The sequence below is a fragment of the Martelella sp. NC20 genome, from assembly GCF_013459645.1.
Classification (GTDB): Bacteria; Pseudomonadota; Alphaproteobacteria; order Rhizobiales; family Rhizobiaceae; genus Martelella.
The window spans coordinates 373,242-389,779 of record NZ_CP054861.1 but is presented as its reverse complement, the minus strand read 5'-3'; the positions used below and the strand labels follow the sequence as shown (position 1 = coordinate 389,779).

The 16,538-nt window shown below is 62.5% G+C and carries 14 protein-coding genes; 6 read left to right on the top strand and 8 right to left on the bottom strand.

Annotation, left to right across the window (positions count from 1 at the left end; all coding sequences use genetic code 11):
* Positions 1–2 precede the first annotated feature (2 nt).
* Together HQ843_RS01910 and HQ843_RS01905 are read right to left on the bottom strand one after the other, a co-directional pair.
* The gene (locus HQ843_RS01910; RefSeq protein WP_180900076.1) at positions 3–2,006 is read right to left on the bottom strand and encodes an acetyl-CoA carboxylase biotin carboxylase subunit; all 2,004 of its coding nucleotides are present in this window, start codon (positions 2,004–2,006) and stop codon (positions 3–5) included.
* A gap of 11 nt (positions 2,007–2,017) precedes the next feature.
* Positions 2,018–3,550: an acyl-CoA carboxylase subunit beta gene (locus HQ843_RS01905; protein ID WP_180900077.1), complete on the bottom strand. Its 1,533-nt coding sequence runs from the start codon at positions 3,548–3,550 to the stop codon at positions 2,018–2,020.
* 121 nt (positions 3,551–3,671) lie between these two features.
* On the opposite strand from HQ843_RS01905, the gene HQ843_RS01900 reads away from it, so the two are divergent.
* Entirely contained in the window at positions 3,672–5,081 is a 1,410-nt protein-coding gene (locus HQ843_RS01900) for a helix-turn-helix domain-containing protein (protein ID WP_180900078.1), read from the top strand.
* Between the two features lie 21 nt (positions 5,082–5,102).
* On the opposite strand, the gene HQ843_RS01895 is transcribed toward HQ843_RS01900, so the two are convergent.
* Entirely contained in the window at positions 5,103–6,029 is a 927-nt protein-coding gene (locus HQ843_RS01895; protein ID WP_180900079.1) for a LysR family transcriptional regulator, read from the bottom strand.
* Between the two features lie 534 nt (positions 6,030–6,563).
* On the opposite strand from HQ843_RS01895, the gene odc2 reads away from it, so the two are divergent.
* Both odc2 and HQ843_RS01885 read left to right on the top strand, forming a co-directional pair.
* Positions 6,564–7,697: an ornithine/lysine decarboxylase gene (odc2, locus tag HQ843_RS01890; protein WP_180900080.1), complete on the top strand. Its 1,134-nt coding sequence runs from the start codon at positions 6,564–6,566 to the stop codon at positions 7,695–7,697.
* Positions 7,698–7,813: 116 nt separating this feature from the next.
* On the top strand, positions 7,814–8,413 hold the full coding sequence (locus tag HQ843_RS01885; RefSeq protein WP_180900081.1) for a GNAT family N-acetyltransferase: 600 nt from the start codon (positions 7,814–7,816) through the stop codon (positions 8,411–8,413).
* Between the two features lie 411 nt (positions 8,414–8,824).
* On the opposite strand, the gene typA is transcribed toward HQ843_RS01885, so the two are convergent.
* On the bottom strand, positions 8,825–10,648 hold the full coding sequence (gene typA / locus HQ843_RS01880) for a translational GTPase TypA (RefSeq protein ID WP_180900082.1): 1,824 nt from the start codon (positions 10,646–10,648) through the stop codon (positions 8,825–8,827).
* 169 nt (positions 10,649–10,817) lie between these two features.
* Between typA and HQ843_RS01875 the strand changes: the two genes are divergently transcribed.
* Positions 10,818–11,165: a DUF3088 domain-containing protein gene (locus tag HQ843_RS01875; RefSeq protein WP_180900083.1), complete on the top strand. Its 348-nt coding sequence runs from the start codon at positions 10,818–10,820 to the stop codon at positions 11,163–11,165.
* Between the two features lie 30 nt (positions 11,166–11,195).
* Here HQ843_RS01875 and HQ843_RS01870 read toward each other — a convergent pair whose 3' ends face one another.
* The 4 genes from HQ843_RS01870 to HQ843_RS01855 form a co-directional block, all read right to left on the bottom strand.
* The gene (locus tag HQ843_RS01870; RefSeq protein WP_180900084.1) at positions 11,196–11,822 is read right to left on the bottom strand and encodes a GUN4 domain-containing protein; all 627 of its coding nucleotides are present in this window, start codon (positions 11,820–11,822) and stop codon (positions 11,196–11,198) included.
* A gap of 9 nt (positions 11,823–11,831) precedes the next feature.
* Positions 11,832–13,670: a ferrous iron transport protein B gene (feoB, locus tag HQ843_RS01865; RefSeq protein ID WP_180900085.1), complete on the bottom strand. Its 1,839-nt coding sequence runs from the start codon at positions 13,668–13,670 to the stop codon at positions 11,832–11,834.
* Between the two features lie 133 nt (positions 13,671–13,803).
* Positions 13,804–14,082: a FeoA family protein gene (locus HQ843_RS01860; protein ID WP_180900086.1), complete on the bottom strand. Its 279-nt coding sequence runs from the start codon at positions 14,080–14,082 to the stop codon at positions 13,804–13,806.
* A 2-nt stretch (positions 14,083–14,084) separates the two neighbouring features.
* Positions 14,085–14,588: a ferritin gene (locus HQ843_RS01855; RefSeq protein ID WP_180900087.1), complete on the bottom strand. Its 504-nt coding sequence runs from the start codon at positions 14,586–14,588 to the stop codon at positions 14,085–14,087.
* A 364-nt stretch (positions 14,589–14,952) separates the two neighbouring features.
* Between HQ843_RS01855 and HQ843_RS01850 the strand changes: the two genes are divergently transcribed.
* On the top strand, positions 14,953–15,636 hold the full coding sequence (locus HQ843_RS01850; RefSeq protein WP_180900088.1) for a GntR family transcriptional regulator: 684 nt from the start codon (positions 14,953–14,955) through the stop codon (positions 15,634–15,636).
* Positions 15,633–16,538: a sugar kinase gene (locus tag HQ843_RS01845; RefSeq protein ID WP_180900089.1), complete on the top strand. Its 906-nt coding sequence runs from the start codon at positions 15,633–15,635 to the stop codon at positions 16,536–16,538. Before HQ843_RS01850 ends, HQ843_RS01845 begins: the two co-directional genes overlap by 4 nt.

The following is a 16,538-nucleotide window of genomic DNA, read 5'->3' as shown; positions in this document are numbered from 1 at the left end:
CATCATTCGAACTCCATGATCATTTCATCGACGGCGAGGTTCTGGCCGGTCTCGACGGCAACGGCCTTCACTACGCCGCGCCTTTCGGCGCGCAGGATGTTTTCCATCTTCATCGCCTCGACGGTTGCCAGCGCCTGGCCGGCCTCCACCGTATCGCCGGCTGCGACCGACAGCGCGGTGATCACGCCCGGCATCGGGCAGAGCAGCATTTTCGACGTGTCCGGCGGCTGTTTTTCCGGCATCAGTCTGGCAAGGGCGGCAACATGCGGCGAGCGCACCCGCGCCATGACATCCATACCGCGCCAGCGCAGCCGGATCGCCGGCCCCTTCAGATCGACCTTGATGCCGGCGGCGCGACCATCAAAATCGAAGCGCGCATGGCTCATGCCCGGCAGCCAGTCGCTGGCAACGCTCAACGTCTTGCCATCGGCAAAGGTGATCGTGGCCATGCTGCCGGCGGCGATCGTCAGCGTGAAGGCGTGGCCGGCAAGCGTCACCACCCAGTCGGCGCCGATCGCGCGGCGGTGATTGTCGATGGTGCCGGAGATGTGCGCGGCGCGGTCCTGAACCCGGTAATTGATCAGCGCCGCAACCGCCGCCAGCATGCGCGCGGCATGGTCGTCGGGAGCAACGCCCGCAAAGCCGTCGGGAAACTCTTCCGCGATATAGGCCGTCGTCAATTTTCCGGACCGGAACCGCTCCTGGCGCATCACCGCCGACAGAAACGGCAAATTGTGGCCGATGCCCTCGACCTCGAAATTGTCGAGCGCATCGCTCATCGCATCGATCGCGCTGGCGCGGTCGGGGGCGTGAGTGCAGAGCTTGGCGATCATCGGGTCGTAATACATCGAGATCTCGCCGCCCTCGGTGACGCCGGTATCGTTGCGCACCAGAGAGCCATCGGGATAGGCCCCCTCTTGCGGCGGACGATAGCGCGTCAGCCGGCCGATCGAGGGCAGGAAATTGCGATAGGGATCCTCGGCGTAAAGCCTGCTCTCGATCGCCCAGCCCTTGAGCGCGACATCGTCCTGGCCGAAAGACAGCTTCTCGCCGGCGGCGACCCGGATCATCTGCTCGACCAGATCGAGCCCGGTGACCAGTTCGGTCACGGGATGCTCCACCTGAAGGCGGGTGTTCATCTCGAGGAAGTAGAACTTGTTTTGCCTGCCGTCGACGATGAACTCGACCGTGCCGGCGGAATGGTAGCCGACGGCCTTGGCAAGCGCCACCGCCTGCTCGCCCATCGCCTTGCGGGTGGTCTCGTCAAGGAACGGCGAGGGCGCTTCCTCGATGACTTTCTGATTGCGGCGCTGGATCGAGCATTCGCGCTCGCCGAGATAGAGGCAATTGCCGTGCCTGTCGCCGAGCACCTGGATTTCGATATGGCGCGGCTCGGTCACGAATTTCTCGATGAAGATGCGGTCGTCGCCAAACGCGTTCCTGGCCTCGTTCTTCGAGGACTGGAAGCCCTCGCGCGCCTCGGCGGCATTCCAGGCAATGCGCATGCCCTTGCCGCCGCCGCCGGCCGATGCCTTGATCATCACCGGATAGCCGATTTCGTCGGAAATCCTCACCGCTTCGTCGGCATCCGCGATCAGGCCCATGTGACCCGGCACTGTCGAAACGCCCGCTTCTGCGGCAAGCTTCTTCGAGGTGATCTTGTCGCCCATCGCCTCGATCGCGCCCACTGGCGGGCCGATGAATATGACGCCTTCTTTCTCCAGTGCGGCGGCGAAGAGCGGGTTTTCGGAAAGAAAGCCATAGCCCGGATGCACGGCATCCGCGCCCGTTTCACGGATCGCGTCAAGAATATTCTCGATGACGTTATAGGACTGGTTGGACGGGGCCGGGCCGATATGCACCGCCTCGTCCGCCAGCTTCACATGCAGCGCATCCCGGTCGGCATCGGAATAGACCGCGACGGTGGCAATGCCCATCGTCTTCGCCGTCCTGATGACCCGGCAGGCGATTTCGCCGCGATTGGCGATAAGAATTTTCTTGATCATGACTGCGGGCCTCAAAGCGGAATGGTATCGTGTTTCTTCCAGTGCGTCGCGGCCTGCTTGTTGCGCAGCGAGGCGAAGGCGCGGGCGATGCGGCGGCGGGAGGAATGCGGCATGATCACCTCGTCGATGAAGCCGCGTTCGGCGGCGACGAAGGGGTTGGCGAAGCGCTCCTCGTATTCGGCCACCTTGGCGGCGATCTTTTCAGCATCGCCGAGATCGGCGCGGTGGAGGATTTCGGTCGCCCCCTTGGCGCCCATCACCGCGATTTCCGCCGTCGGCCAGGCATAATTGATATCGGCGCCGATATGTTTGGAGGCCATCACGTCATAGGCGCCGCCATAGGCCTTGCGGGTGATCAGCGTCACCATCGGCACGGTCGCCTGGGCATAGGCGAACAGCAGTTTCGCGCCGTGCTTGATGACGCCGCCATATTCCTGGCCGGTGCCCGGCAGGAAGCCCGGCACGTCGACCAGCGTCAAAAGCGGAATGTTGAAGGCATCGCAGAACCGCACGAAGCGGGCCGCCTTGCGGGACGAGTCGATATCGAGGCAGCCGGCCAGCACCATCGGCTGGTTGGCGACGACGCCGACGGTCTGGCCTTCGATCCGCAGAAAGCCGGTAACGATATTGCGCGCGAACGCCTCCTGAAGCTCGAAGAAATCGCCCTCGTCCGCCAGCGCATGGATCAGCTCCTTGATGTCGTAGGGCTTGCTGGAACTGTCGGGGATCAGCGTGTCGAGGCGTTTTTCGAGGCGGCCCGGATCGTCATGGAACGGGCGCACCGGCGGCTTTTCGCGGTTGTTGAGCGGCAGGAAATCGAACAGCAGCCGGACCTGTTCCAGCGTCTCGATATCGTTTTCATAGGCCCCGTCGGCGACCGAGGATTTTTTCGTATGGGTATCCGCGCCGCCGAGTTCTTCCGCCGTGATCACCTCGTTGGTGACGGTCTTGACCACGTCCGGGCCGGTGACGAACATGAACGAGCTGTCGCGCACCATGAAGATGAAATCGGTCATCGCCGGCGAATAGACCGCGCCGCCGGCGCACGGCCCCATGATCACCGAAATCTGCGGGATCACGCCGGAGGCCTCGACATTGCGGCGGAACACCTCGGCATAGCCGGCAAGCGAGGCGACGCCTTCCTGAATGCGCGCGCCGCCGGAATCATTGAGGCCGATCACCGGCGCGCCGTTCTTGACCGCCATATCCATGATCTTGCAGATCTTCTGGGCATGGGTTTCCGACAGCGAACCGCCGAGCACGGTGAAATCCTGCGAGAACACATAGACCTGACGGCCGTTGATCGTGCCCCAGCCGGTGACGACGCCATCGCCCGGCACCTTCTGGCCGGCCATGCCGAAATCGACGCAGCGATGGGTGACATACATGTCGTATTCTTCGAAGGAGCCTTCGTCGAACAGGACCTCGATGCGCTCGCGCGCCGTCAGCTTGCCCTTGGCGTGCTGGGCGTCGATGCGCCGCTTCCCGCCGCCGAGACGGGCCTCCTCGCGACGGCTTTCCAATTGTTCCAGAACTGATTGCATGCCTCTTCCCCATTGCCGGACGAACCGTGGCCATATCGCAAAGCCGAACCGCAGAATATGATTGAACGCGTGAGTTTGTTAAATTATAAAATGGCAAATCTGAAATTGCGAAATTGCAAACATGGCCGCAGGAAAACTCTTCATCGGGCGCAAGGTGCGCGACATCAGGCTTCATGGCAACATGACGCAGAGCCAGTGCGCCGAACGGCTCGGCATTTCAACGAGCTACCTCAACCAGATCGAGAACAACCAGCGCCCGGTTTCCGCCGCCGTGCTGCTGGCATTGGCCGAGAAATTCCAGCTCGATCTCAGCGAGTTGTCGTCAGGAGAAGGCGATCGCCTGCTGTCGGCGCTCACCGAGGCGCTGACCGATCCGGTGTTCGAGAACTATACGCCAGGGCTGCAGGAGCTGAAACTCGTGGTCCAGAACGCCCCCGGCTTCGCCCATGCGCTGGTCGCCGCCCATCAGGCCTACCGGCGGATGAACGAGCAGCTTGCAAGCTTCGACGACACGATTTCGCGCGCGAGCCCGCTGGAGGCGACGCCCTATGAGGAAGTGCGCGATTTCTTCCATTTCGTCGACAACTATCTTCACGACCTCGACATGGCGGCGGAGACGCTTGCCGCCGGGATCGGCATCGGCGAGGCCGACGACGCCGCGCTGCTTGCCGGTCATCTCGAAAAGACCCACGGCGTCAGGGTGCTCCGTATCGGCCCGGAAAGCGCGCTGATTCGGCAATACGACCCCAAACAGCGCACGCTTGCGATCAACGCCTCGGTGCCGCCATCGACCCGCAATTTCCAGATGGCCCTGCAGATCGGGCAGTTGCATGCGGCTGATCTGATCGACCGGATCGCGGCGGAGGCGGGCTTCCGCTCGCCCGAGGCGATCGATATCTGCCGGGCCGGACTGCAGAATTATTTCGCCGGCGCGCTGATGATGCCTTATCGCAAGTTCCTGACCGCCGCCCACGAATTGCGCCACGATATCGAACTGCTCTCGGCGCGCTTCGGCTCTTCGCTGGAGCAGGTCTGTCACCGGCTTTCGACGCTTCAGCGCCCCGGCCAGAAGGGCGTGCCGATCTTCTTCGCAAGGGTCGATCGCGCCGGCAACATCACCAAGCGCCACAGCGCGGCCAAGCTGCAATTCGCCCGTTTCGGCGCGGCCTGTCCGCTGTGGAATGTCCATCAGGCCTTCGAACAGCCCGACCGGATCATCCGCCAGCTTGCCGAAACGCCGGATGGCGCGCGCTATCTCTGTCTCGCGACCCAGATCACCAAGGGCGGCGGCGGGTTCTTTGCGCCCAAGCCCACCTATGCGATCGCGCTCGGCTGCGAGATTTCCTATGCCGGCTCCTTCGTCTATGCCGACGATCTCGACGCCGAAAACCGCGCCGCCTTCAACCCGATCGGCATTTCCTGCCGGATCTGCGAGCGCACCAGATGCTTGAGCCGCGCCGTGCCGCCGCTGAAGCGCAAGATCACCGTCGACCAGAACCAGCGGCATTTCCTGCCGTATGAACTGATGTGAGAAGGCCGCCGGCGCTTTGTTTTACGGCGCAGTTTTCGGGCCGGCTTCGGTGCAGTTGCTGGGGAACCATTTCGACAGGAAATCGACGAAGGTGCGCACCTTCTGCGGCAAATAGCGGCGGTGAGGGTAAATCGCGTAGATCGCCGCGCTGGTCGGCAGATGGTCGTCGAAAAGGGTGACGAGCGCTCCGGAGGCGACAGGTTCGCGGGCGATGAAATCCGGCACCAGCGCCACGCCCAGCCCCGCGATCGCGCCCCGCATGGTCGCGATCGGCGAATTGACCGAGACCGGCCCGTGGATCGGCACGGTATAGACCGTGCCATCCTCGGGGTTCCTGAACCTGAGCGAGCCGTGGGATTTCGGATTGGTGTCGACCAGGAACGGCACATGCGCCAGATCGGCGGGCTTTTCCAGCGGCCGGTCCAGCGCCGCAAGCCATGTCGGCGAGACGCAGATCAACGACTTGAAGTCCGACAGCTTGCGCGCGATCAGCGTGGAGTCCTCCAGGCTGGTGATCCGGATCGCGATATCGTAGCCTTCCTCGACAAGATCGACGAACCGGTCCTCGGCGACGATGTCCAGCGACAGGTCGGGATGGGCGGCGGTGAAATCGAGCAGCGACCGGCCGACCGGCGCATCGATGAAGGTGCGCGGAACCGAAACGCGCAGCTTGCCGCGCAGGTCGGAATTATTGGCGCGCACGGTATCGGAGAGGTTGTCGACGTCCTGGATGATGTCGATCACGCGGCGATGATAGAGCTGTCCGGCCTCCGTGAGCGAGAACTGGCGCGTCGTGCGGTTCAAAAGCAGCACGCCGAGATCATCCTCCAGTTCACGCACATATTTCGACAGAAGCGCCTTGGAGCGGCCGGTTTTGCGGGCGGCGGAGGAAAAACCCTCGGCCTCGACCACGTCGATGAAGGCCCGCATTCTCGTCAAAGTGTCCATTGCCGCTCCTCAAAAGGGCTCGAGAAAAATTTATTTCAGTTTTGTCAATCAGATAGCATCTTCAACGGGATGCCGGGGGAAATTTTGGGGTGCGCCACTTGATTTTCAAGGCCGGATTCAATATCTCTCCGGTTGCCCAAAGTCGCGCGTGCCTGTGGGTGTCCGCCGAACTCTCGAATGGTGAGGGTCACGGTAAGGTACCTGGAACTAACCCCTCCAGTCGCTTCCCGGCCAACCGGTCAAGCGAGGACATCTTGAAGCAACGACGGTGCGGGCCTTTCTGGTGTCTCCCAGCTTTCCATCGGCCGGGGTACTAAAGAGGCACATACCATCATTGCCGGAAGTGCGGCGGGTTACCCCCACCAATCCAAGGCAGACAAAGCCGGATCATCCTTGTCATCAGGGGTGGTTCACACTTGAGCGTTCGCCGCAATCGTTCCCCGGGGTCTCCACCGGCCGGGATCGTGCGCGGGTCGATGCGCCCTTTGTCATCCGGAAAAACTCCGGATCAGAATGCTTCAGAAGGGGTTAACAATGACCACCGAGCGTATTGCCGAATTCTTCCGCACCCGCCGTCCCGAAGGGCCGTGCCTGGTTGTCGACCGCGAAATCGTGCGCGACAACTACACCGCCTTCCGCCGCGCGCTGCCCAACAGCGACATCTTCTACGCGGTCAAGGCCAATCCCGCGCCGCAGATCCTTGAGCTGCTCGCCAGCCTCGGCTCCAACTTCGATTGCGCGTCCGTCGCCGAAATCGAAATGGCGCTGGAAGCAGGTGCTACCTCCGACCGCATTTCCTTCGGCAACACCATCAAGAAGGAACGCGATATCGCCCGCGCCCATGCGCTCGGCGTCAACCTGTTCGCCGTCGATTGCCATGAGGAAGTCGAAAAGATCGCTCGTGCCGCCCCCGGCGCCCGGGTGTTCTGCCGCGTGCTGACCGATGGCGAAGGCGCCGAATGGCCGCTGTCGCGCAAGTTCGGCTGCGTCCCGGCCATGGCCGTCGACGTGCTGGTCTATGCCCATCAGCTTGGCCTCACAAGCTACGGCGTATCCTTCCATGTCGGCTCGCAGATGACCAAGGTCGAAGCCTGGGACGCGGCGCTTTCCGACGCCAAGCGGGTGTTCGCCCAGCTTGCCAAGCAGGGCATCCACCTGCAGATGGTCAATATGGGCGGCGGTTTCCCGACCAAGTATCTGCGCGACGTGCCGACGGCGGAAGCCTACGGTCAGGCGATCTTTGCCGCTCTGTCGCGTCACTTCGGCAACCAGCTCCCGCGCACGATCATCGAGCCGGGCCGCGGCATGGTCGGCAATGCCGGCGTCATCAAGTCGGAAGTCGTGCTGATCTCGAAGAAGTCCGACGATGACAAGCATCGCTGGGTGTTCCTCGACATCGGCAAGTTCGGCGGTCTCGCCGAAACCATGGACGAGGCGATCCGTTACCCGATCCGCACGGAGCGCGACGGCGACGAGATGGAGCCTTGCGTTCTCGCCGGCCCGACCTGCGACAGCGCCGACGTGATGTACGAGAAGAACATGTATCCGCTGCCGATCACGCTGACGATCGGCGACGAGGTTCTGATCGAGGGTACGGGCGCCTACACCACGACCTATGCGTCGGTCGCCTTCAACGGTTTCGAGCCGCTGAGGTCCTACGTCATCTGAGGATTTTCTCCTTTCGCGAACCGGTGCGGCTTCGAAGGCCGCGCCGGGGTGAACCGGCCGGACGTTCCGACGCCTCCGGCCATTTTGCTGCACCTTAAATTTGGGGGGATGTTCCGATGGCCCCGGTTGTTGCTGAAATCGCCGTTCAGTTCGCTGTTCAGTCCTTTGTGATTGCCGAAGAGGCCCATATTGACGGGCGCGCCCGCGAGGCGCTGCTCGATCGCGCCATGGGCCCGATGCGGAAGAAGAAATCGTCCGAAAAACTGCGCCGCAACCGTTTGCCGGCCGATGGGCTTGCGCTCGTTGCCCGCGATGACAACGGCGCGCTGATCGGCACGGTGCGCCTCTGGCACGTCGACGCCGGCATTTGCGCAGAAGGGCGCGGCCTGCCCGCACTGCTGCTCGGCCCGCTGGCTGTCGAGCCGGGCTTGTCCGGCAAGGGCGTGGGCGCGGCGCTGATGCGCGCCGCGATCGAGACCGCCCGCGAGCGCGGCCACGGCGCGATCCTGCTGGTCGGCGATCCGGAATATTACGCCCGCTTCGGCTTTTCGGCAGACAAGGCCCATCACCTGGTGATGCCCGGCCCGTTCGAACGGCATAGGTTTCTCGGCCTGGAGCTGAAGGATGGCTGGCTTACGGGCGCTGCGGGCGTTCTTGTCGCCACCGGCAGGAAAATCCCGTCCGCCCGCGTCAAGCCGTTTCGCCGCGCCGCCTGAGCCTTCCGCAATGCAAAAATCTCCGCCGATCTGCGGAGATTTTTTGTGCCGGCGCATGTGTGTTGCCAACAGTCATTCTCAATGACCCAGACTGCTGACAAAGCTATCCTTTTTACGGACGTCATCCTCGGCCTTGTGCCGAGGATCTAACCACGGTCCCGCACGAGCGGCGTTGGCGTTTCGTAAGGGCCCGTAAAGGATTGTATTTGAACTGACTTTTCGTCCGAGACGCCTGTCGAGTAGATGCGTGCTTAGATGCTCGGGACAGGCCCGAGCATGACGGCGGAGAGAGGGATAGGCTTTGCCAACAAACTGAGTCATTTTCAATGCCCGTTGGTATGGTTTCCCATCCGCGCAAAAAAGAACCCGGCCACATGGGCCGGGTTTGCTCAAATTCGTATCTCCGACCGATCAGCCCGCAGCGCGCGACTTTTCGAAGCGCTTGCGTTCGTTGGAGTCGAGATACATCTTCCGGAGCCGGATCGACTTCGGGGTCACTTCCATCAGTTCGTCGTCCTGGATCCACGACAGCGCCCGGTCGAGGGTCATGCGGATCGGCGGGGTCAGCTTGACGGCTTCGTCCTTGCCGGCGGAGCGGATGTTGGTGAGCTGCTTGCCCTTCAGGACGTTGACCTCGAGGTCGTTCTCGCGGGTATGGATGCCGATGATCATGCCGGCATAGACCTTGTCGCCGGGCTCGATGATCATCGGGCCGCGATCTTCCAGGTTGAACATGGCGTAGGCCACGGCTTCACCCGACTGGTTGGACAAGAGAACGCCCTGGTTGCGTCCGCCGATCTCGCCCTTGAAGGGCTGGTAGGCGTGGAACAGGCGGTTCATGATCGCCGTGCCGCGCGTGTCGGTCAGAAGCTCCGACTGGTAGCCGATCAGGCCGCGGGTCGGCGCGAAGAACACCAGCCGGACACGGTCGCCGCCCGACGGGCGCAGTTCGACCATCTCGCCCTTGCGTTCGGCCATCTTCTGCACGACGATGCCGGAATGTTCCTCATCGACGTCGATGACGACTTCCTCGACCGGTTCCATCAACTGGCCGGTTTCCTCATCCTTGTGCATCACGACGCGCGGACGCGAGACGGCGATCTCGAAGCCTTCGCGGCGCATGGTCTCGATCAGCACGGCAAGCTGCAGTTCGCCGCGGCCGGAGACGTAGAAACTGTCCTTGCCCTCGGCTTCCTCGATCTTCAGCGCGACATTGCCCTCGGCTTCCTTGAGCAGGCGGTCGCGGATCACGCGGCTCGTGACCTTGTCGCCTTCGGTGCCGGCAAGCGGGCTATCGTTGACGATGAACGACATGGTGACGGTCGGCGGGTCGATCGGCTGGGCGGTCAGCGGCGTGGTGACGGCCGGGTCGCAGAACGTGTCGGCAACCGTGCCCTTGGAAAGGCCGGCGATCGCGACGATGTCGCCCGCATGCGCTTCATCGATCGGCTGGCGCTCGATGCCGCGGAAGGCGAGGATCTTGGAGACGCGGCCGGTCTCGACGGTCTTGCCATCCTGGCCGAGAACCTTCACCGCCTGGTTCGGCTTGAGCGAACCGGAGTTGATGCGGCCGGTGATGATGCGGCCGAGATAGGGATTGGCTTCCAAAAGCGTGCCGATCATCGAGAACGGGCCTTCGGCGACGGTCGGGGCCGGAACATGGTCGATGACCAGGTCGAGAAGCGGGCCAAGACCCTGATCCTTCGGGCCTTCCGGGCTCGTGCCCATCCAGCCGGCGCGGCCGGAGCCGTAAAGGATGTGGAAGTCGAGCTGCTCGTCGGTGGCGTCGAGCGCTGCGAACAGGTCGAACACCTCGTTGACGACTTCGTCCGGACGGGCATCCGGGCGGTCGATCTTGTTGATCGCGACGATCGGGCGGAGGCCGACCTTCAGCGCCTTGCCGACCACGAACTTGGTCTGCGGCATCGGGCCTTCGGCGGCGTCGACCAGAACGATGGCGCCATCCACCATCGACAGGATGCGCTCGACCTCGCCACCGAAATCGGCGTGGCCGGGGGTGTCAACGATATTGATGCGGGTATCCTTCCACACGACCGAGGTCGCCTTGGCGAGGATGGTGATGCCGCGTTCCTTTTCGAGATCGTTGCTGTCCATCACGCGTTCGTCGACGCGCTGGTTTTCACGGAAAGAGCCGGACTGTTTCAGAAGCTCGTCGACAAGGGTCGTCTTGCCATGGTCAACGTGCGCGATGATCGCGATGTTGCGAAGTGCCATGTGTAAAATCTCTGGGGCTGGGGCGCAGTCAATGCTTTGGGAGGAGGCGCCCGATACTCATGGGGGCGCTCATACACACATTTTGACGAAAACGAAAGAGAATGTTTTGTGGCAGCGGCGCCGGCCGCTCGGCTGTGTGCTAGAGAGGGGCCGCAACGGAGGGTTCGCGATGCAGCGCGACAGGCTTGTTCTTCTGTCACCGGGGTTTGCGGATCCCGCCTATCCCGGCCGGATATTCTATTGCTGGCATTGTGCGCTGATGGAAGGGGTTCTGGCTTCCTTCCCGGCGCTTGCCGCCCGTCTCGACGTCGAGCGCATCGCATGGCCGCGTCCCCGTCTCGAGGCGATCGCTCTGGCGGGGATCGAAAACCAGTCTCTGCCCCTGCTGGTGCTCGCCGATGGCGCGACCTCGCCAATACAGACCGGCATCCATGAAGGCCACGCCTTCGTATCCGACAAGGATGCGATCCTTGCCGTCCTGTCCGAACGTCACGGTTTTCCGGTTCCGCATCCGTAGCGCAAGTCCGGGATGGGCGAACCGCTGCCTTCAGCCGGCCGCCGCCGTCGCGCATTGCCCGAGCCTCTGTTCCAGAAGATCGAACAGCGCGCCGCCGGTCTGTGGTCGGCCGTCACGGGATTTGAACGGCGCGCGGATCCCGTCTTCAGGCTTGAACACCGGCAGATGGCCTTTGGGCGCGTCCTCGGGCGAGAATGTCATCGCATCATAGGTCAGCCATTCGCCGTTCTTGCGCCAGCCGACCGCATCGCCGAAAGCGACAAGCCGATCCGGTGTTTCCGACAGGCGTGCGCCGTCCGCGCCGCCCGCCGGAAGGGTTTCCAGCACATCCCGCTGGGCCGAAAGCCCGAACCTGCCGCCGGAGGCTTCGGAAAACAGCCGGTCGATATAGAGGATATCGGCGCAGGGCAGGCGGTCGACGTCATCCCTGCCGAGCCAGCCTTCATTGGTGCGGTTGGCAAGGATCAGGGCGATTTCCGAGGCCTCGGTATTGGCAGCGCGAAAATCGCCTGTGGCGAGATCGGCGCGCATATCTTCGTAACGGCGCGCCGGATCATGCGCGGCCGTTCCCTCGAGAAAGGTCAGCGCGCTGACGACAATGACCGCGATGACGGCGCAGACGGCGAGAAGGGTCTTGTTCCTCAAAAGCCTGTTCATCGCCCGCTCCTATTTCCAGCCCAGCAGAAGGGCGCCCTGGTAGAAGGCGAAGGCGACCAGCCATGCATAGATCAGCGAGACGACCAGCGAGAAGATCATGAACCACCATGACCGGCTTTCCGCCTTCACGGTCGCGACCGTGGTCAGGCAGGGCGTGTAGAGCAGGCAGAACAGGCAGAAGGAATAGGCGGCGGCCGGCGACACCGTCGTCGCGATCTGGTGGGCGACGAGGCCGGAGGACATGGCGTAGATGGTCGACAGCGACCCGATCACCACTTCCTTGGCGATGAAGCCGAAGATCAGCGCCAGCGTCAGATAGGGATTGATGCCGATCGGCGCCATGACCGGTTGCAGCAGTTCGCCGAGCTGTCCGCCCCAGGTGTCGAGGCCGGTGGCGTTGGTCGGGAAGTTGGTGAGGAACCAGACCGCGATCGTGCCGATGATGATGAAATTGGTCGCCCGGTGCAGGAATTCGCGCAATTCGCCATAGCCGCGCAGCCAGACCTGACGGATGGTCGGAACCCGGTAGGGCGGAAGCTCCAGAACGAAGGGCTCGGTATTCTTGAATTGTTTTGACCGGCTGAAGATGGCGGCTGCCAGAAAGGCTGCGGCAAAGGAAATGACGTAGAAGGAGAACAGCACGAGCGGAGCCTGTGCCGGCGGAAAAACGGCGGCGATGATGAACACGAACACCGCCAGCCGCGCCGAACACAGCGAGAACGGGATGATCAGCATCGACAGCAGGCGCAGGGGCTGCGAGCGCATCACCCGCGTTCCCATCAGCGCCGGCACGTTGCAGCCGAAGCCCATCATCTGCATCACGAAGGAACGCCCGTCGAGGCCGATGCGGCGCATCCAGGTGTCCATCAGATAGGCCGCGCGCGACAGGTAGCCGCTGTCCTCGACGGCCGCCATGCAGAAGAAGAACAGCATGATCAGCGGCACGAAGGATGCGACAGTGGCGACGCCGAGCCAGATGCCGTTGATGACGAAGTTCTTCAGCCATCCCGGCCCGAGGTCGAGCACCGGTTCGAGAATGCGGCTCTGGATCCAGCCGGTGATCGCGCCGACCCAGTCCTGCGACGGCAGGCCGATGATCCAGACGATATAGAAGACCAACAGCATCACCGCGAAGAACAGCGGCAGGCCGAAGACCGGATGCAGCAGGAAGCGGTCGAGTTTCGCGGTCAGCGTCTCGGGCGGGTTTTCGGGATAGACGACGGCGCCGGAAAGCGTTTCGGCAAGGGTTTCCTCGCTCATCAGCGTGGCGCGCAGCCCTTCATAATCGGCAAGGGCGGGGGGCGTGTCGGCGCGGGCGGCGAGCGCGGCGTCAACGCTGGCGATCGCCTCCGGATAGCCCTCGCCATATTTGGCGCTGATGAGGTGAACCGGCAGGCCAAGGCGGACGGAAAGCGCTTCCGTATCGATCTGAATGTCGGCCTTGCGGGCCTCATCCGCCATGTTGAGCATGACGACGGCTGGCAGGCCGAGCTGCTTGACCTGCAACGGCATCAGGATCTGGCGGTCGATCTGGCTGGCATTGATGACGATGATGACAAGGTCGACCGCATAGGTCTTCAGAAAGTCGGCAACGACCGTTTCATCCTCGGAAAAACCCTCGAGATCGTAAATGCCGGGGAGGTCGACGAACTCCAGTTCGCGGCCGGAAAGGCTTACCCGTGCATTGGAAAGCGAGACGGTAATGCCGGGCCAGTTGCCGACATAGGCGCTTGCGCCGGTAATGCGGTTGTAAAGCATCGACTTGCCGGTGTTGGGTTGGCCGATCATGGCGATGCGTGGAATGTCGTTGCGGTCGAAATTGGCTTCAGCGGGTGCGCAGTGGCTCATCGAAAATATCCGTTCCCGATCAGGCAGGGCGGTCGGCCCTTGTCCGGCGTTTCAGTTCAGCGACTGATCCGATGTGCCTTTGCGGCCTCTTTCGGTGTTGCAGCCCGTGCTGGACGCGCGGGCTGCAAGGCTTTCAGATCTTGCGGACCTTGACGAGTTCCGCTTCGGCGCGGCGAATGGCGATCTCGGTGGCCTTTCCGGCGCGCACCACGAGCGGGCCTCCGAACCATCCGCGCCGCACCATGGAAACCTGATGGCTGCTGCTCAATCCGAGCGCGCGCAGCCGCACCGAAAGCCCGTTTTCGAAACTGCCGGCCTCGACGATCTCGACAATGCCGCTTTCGCCGGGCTGAAGGCTTTCAAGAGAGACGATGCGACCCTCCAGCGCCGTCTCCATGGTCGGATCGTTCATCGCTATTCCTTTCTGGAAGAACCGATTTCCCGGTCGATGAAATAATTGGAATGCGGGCCGTCGCCGATCAGGTCGATCTTGTCGAGGATGGCGGAAAACAGGGTTTCCTCCTCGCGCTGTTCGCGCACGAACCACTGCAGGAACTCGAAGGTGGCGTGGTCGCCTTCCTCCTCGGCGCGGGTGGTGGCGGCGTAGATGTTGCGGGTCACTTTCCTTTCGGTTTCGAGAATGGCCGCAAACAGCTCGCGCGGCGTCTGCGCCTCGATTTTCGGGGCCTGCATGTCGGCAATCCTGACCGCGAAGTCGAGGTCGAACAGATAGGCCAGAAAGCGGTGCATATGGTCCAGTTCCTCGGTGGCCTGCGCCAGAAGAAAGGCCTGGCAACCGGCCATGTTGCGCTGGTTGCACCAGGCGGCGGCCTGGAAATAGAAACGCGCGGCCTCCATTTCGCCGTTCAGCAACTCGTTGAGTTGCGGCGCAAGCGCTCCTGAATTGGTGACTGTCATGGGATGTCCTTTCGTTCGATGGCTATTTGTGGCACACGTCAAGCTTGCATGCAATATACCTGACTCCAATTTACAACTTTTATTAAGGTTCTGTAATCAAAGAGGTAAATACATGAGTAAGATAAGAAGCTTATCGTTAATGTGCGATGAAACTTACGTTAATCCGGTGTTCATGTCCTTCACCGCGTGAACGGCGCTCATCGCTTTCTTCCCAAACTGCGGACAAAACAAGGCTGGCATGAATGCGCACCTGCCTGCTTCCAGTCGGCGGATGGCCCCAACGGGGCATGTACGGCTTCCTGACGCTTTGCATTTGGCCGCGACTCTAATATGTTAGTATGCGAATTCTCTTCACGGAGCCCGCGTGACAGCCAGTATCGAACAAACCCGGCAAACGGTGACCGATCTCATCTATGACAGGCTCTATCGCCAGGTCATCGAGAATGATCTGCCGCCGGGCACGAAGTTGTCGGAAGCCGAGGTCGCCCGCAAGCTGGGCGTCTCGCGCCAGCCGGTGCGCGATGCATTCTACCGGCTCTCGCAACGCGGATTTCTGCTGGTCCGGCCGCAGCGCGCCACGCTGGTGTCGCCGATCTCGGTCGAGGCGGTGATGCAGGCGCTTTTCATTCGTACCGCGCTGGAAGCGGCGACCGTTACGGCTGCGGCGGAAATGGGCACGGACGCCGATTTCGCCATGCTTGACGGGTTGCTCGATAATCAGCGCAAGGCGGTGGAGGCCGACGACCGCATGGGTTTTCACCGCCTGGATGATGCGCTTCATCACCGGATTTGCGCGCTGGCGGGCCATGACTACGCCTGGACGTTGATCCGGGAGCACAAGGCCCACATGGATCGCATCCGCTTCCTCTCGCTGTCCTTCACGGCCCATGATGCACTGGCCGAGCATCGCGATATCGTCAGCGCGATCAGGGCGCGCGACGCGCATGCCGCGGTTGCGGCGACCCGCCATCACCTTTCCCGGATCGCCGCCAGCATAGAGCGTATCCATGAGGACAATCCTAACCTTTTCGATCAGGACCAAGAATGAAAAACATCCTCAGTATCGGCGAATGCATGGTCGAGATGGCGCCGCGCACCGATGGCGCCTATATGCGCGGCTTTGCCGGTGACACCTTCAACGCCGCCTGGTATCTGGCGAGACTTCTGCCCGAGGATGCCACGGTCGACTATTTCACCGCCGTCGGCACGGACACGGTTTCCGACGAGATGCTCGCCTTCATGGAGAAATCGGGCGTCGGGACCGGCAGCGTCCGCCGTGTCCCGGATCGCACGGTCGGGCTATACATGATCGCGTTGAAGGATGGCGAGCGTTCGTTTTCCTACTGGCGCGGCCAGTCCGCCGCCAAGCGGCTTGCGGCGGATCGAGCGGCACTGGAGGCTGCCGTGCGGGGCAGGGAGCTTGTCCTGTTTTCCGGCATCACCATGGCCGTGGTCGACGAGGCCGATCACGGGACGCTTCTGGATGTGCTGGCTGAGGCGCGCAGGGCGGGCACGGTGATCGCCTTCGATCCCAATATGCGCCTCAGGCTATGGCCCTCGCGCGAAGTGATGGCCGAGACCATCATGAGGGCCGCCGAAATCAGCGACATGGTCCTGCCATCGTTTGACGAGGATAGCGCGGCGTTCGGAGATGAAAACCCGCAGGCCACGATCGCGCGATACCGGGCAAGCGGCGTGAAGTCGGTGATCGTCAAGAACGGCGTCGATACGATCCATGCCCAATCAGGCGCGGACGGCGCGATCACCTTCCAGCCGACGCCGGCTGCAAAGGTCGTAGACACCACGGCCGCGGGTGACAGCTTCAACGCCGGATTGATCGCGGCGCTTTCACGGGGCGAAAGCCTCACTGACGCCATCGGGCAGGCCGCAGCGCTTTCCGCCCGCGTCATCGCCGCGCGCGGCGCGCTGGTGGCGGAGGCGGTTGATTGA